The 1788-nt window shown below is 29.6% G+C and carries 2 protein-coding genes and 1 pseudogene; all 3 read right to left on the bottom strand.

Annotated elements, in window-relative coordinates; translation table 11 throughout:
• Positions 1-395 (bottom strand): plasmid mobilization protein (locus KA814_RS13560; protein ID WP_210122806.1); only part of this gene is annotated, 395 nt, incomplete at its 3' end.
• Positions 396-667: 272 nt separating this feature from the next.
• On the bottom strand, positions 668-1516 hold the full coding sequence (gene str, locus KA814_RS13565; protein WP_001258486.1) for a streptomycin adenylyltransferase Str: 849 nt from the start codon (positions 1514-1516) through the stop codon (positions 668-670).
• A 7-nt stretch (positions 1517-1523) separates the two neighbouring features.
• Positions 1524-1788: pseudogene (locus KA814_RS13730) on the bottom strand (replication initiation factor domain-containing protein); the annotation flags it as partial.

Below are 1788 nucleotides of genomic sequence, written 5' to 3' on the forward strand. Positions count from 1 at the left end.
TTTAGTTGTTGCCATATCTCATGCAACTCCTTTTTAAAGTCATCAAATTGCTTAATTAAATCATCGTATTTTTGTTCAGGTAAATTCACTGCTTGTTCTTTATGTTGATTAAACCATTTCGCAATCTGATTTACGTTTGCCCCCATACTGCCTAAATCTTTAACAATCGATTGTCGCGTCTCTTTATCTAATTTGGGCGCTACCAATCGACTGCCTTGTGCCTTTTTCTTAACGAAAGTCGGCACACTCATATTCAAAGTTTCGGCAGATGACCTTAACTTTTCATATTCGCCTTCGTTCACTCTGAAACTAATTTGTTTTGGCTCTTTGCGGTTGGGTTTACGGTTTCCCCCAACAGACAAATCGCTAGCCAAATTATTATCATGTTCACTCATTCAATCCCACCACGTTTCTTCGAAATTTATTACTCTCTATGTTTGTAGATTATAGGATAATCAACAAAATATCAAGTAATAATGTGGTTTGGCAAGCACTGGCTTTGCTATCCACTTCGTTCTAGCACGCCGTACTTGATGGGATTATATCCCATACCCTTTATGTTTTTGCTTACGCAAAAAATGAGTGGCAAAATGTTAGCCACTCATAGTTCAAAACCAAATTCAAAATCAAAACCACAAGCAACCAAAAAATGTGGTTGCTAATAAAATTAATTCTCATAATTATTACGAATAAAATTCTCAATATTTTTTTCGTAATTTGGATAGTTATAATTTCCTAAACAACTTACTTTATTTGAATAATATTTAAATAATTCACAACAAAGCTTAAAAGATTGGTATGTCTTTCTATATCCATTCATCTCAAAAGTAGCTAAAAGCATATTGAATTCTTTATCAGTTAAATATTTGTTTATAAACTTATAATTCTTTCCTAAACTAAAATCAAAACCCCTATTAAAGCCAATATACCAAGAAATCATTCTTAATAATTCAGGACGTAAAATATTATTGAAATGATCTAAAGCAAATAATATTTCTCTTCTAAAAACACCCTTTGCTACATACGTTGAGACACTCCAAAACTCATTACAGCAATCATAAAATTCTCGTTCTGTTGGTTTTTTTAACCAATAATTTGAGTCATCTGGAACAATTTCTTGAGTTACTAAATTATCTTTATCAACTAAAATTTTTACAAGACCATCAGAATCACTAAAATAACGATTTAAATCTTTTAAATTAATTAATGTAATATCCATTTTTATACCATCTTTAAAATACATTATATAACTGTAACCATAATCTAAATCAGGTGGGAATAATTCCATATCTTCTGGTTTCTGTATAAACAATAATTCTCCAAATAAACTTAACCAACTTTCTTCATGTGTGAAATACTCAATATCTGATACGAAAAAAGCAAAATCATAATCTTGAAACTTATCTTTTTTTATATTTTCATTAGTTCTTGAACCCTCGAGAGCAATAATTTTTACATTGCTTCGTTGATAAGCAAATTCAGAAACTAAATTTAAAATTTCTTTTTCAGTCCTCATTGTTTTTTCACTCCCAAAATCTAAATTCACGCTGCCAAAATTCAATCTGCTTTTGCAATTGTTTTTCATTCTCTTTTAAAGTCAATTTCATTAAGTCCGTTAAATCAATTTCTGAAATACTTTTTAACATTTCTCTGTATTTATTTTTTGTACGTCTTTCTAATTTACCCCAAGTACTTTCTTCATGAATTAGCATATAAATCATTGCTTGGTCTTTTACTTTTTCTAAACTAGACCAATCTGGTTTCAAAATATGTAAATCATTAAAACAA

The sequence above is a fragment of the Staphylococcus sp. GDY8P196P genome (assembly GCF_017891705.1).
Lineage (GTDB): Bacteria > Bacillota > Bacilli > Staphylococcales > Staphylococcaceae > Staphylococcus > Staphylococcus ureilyticus.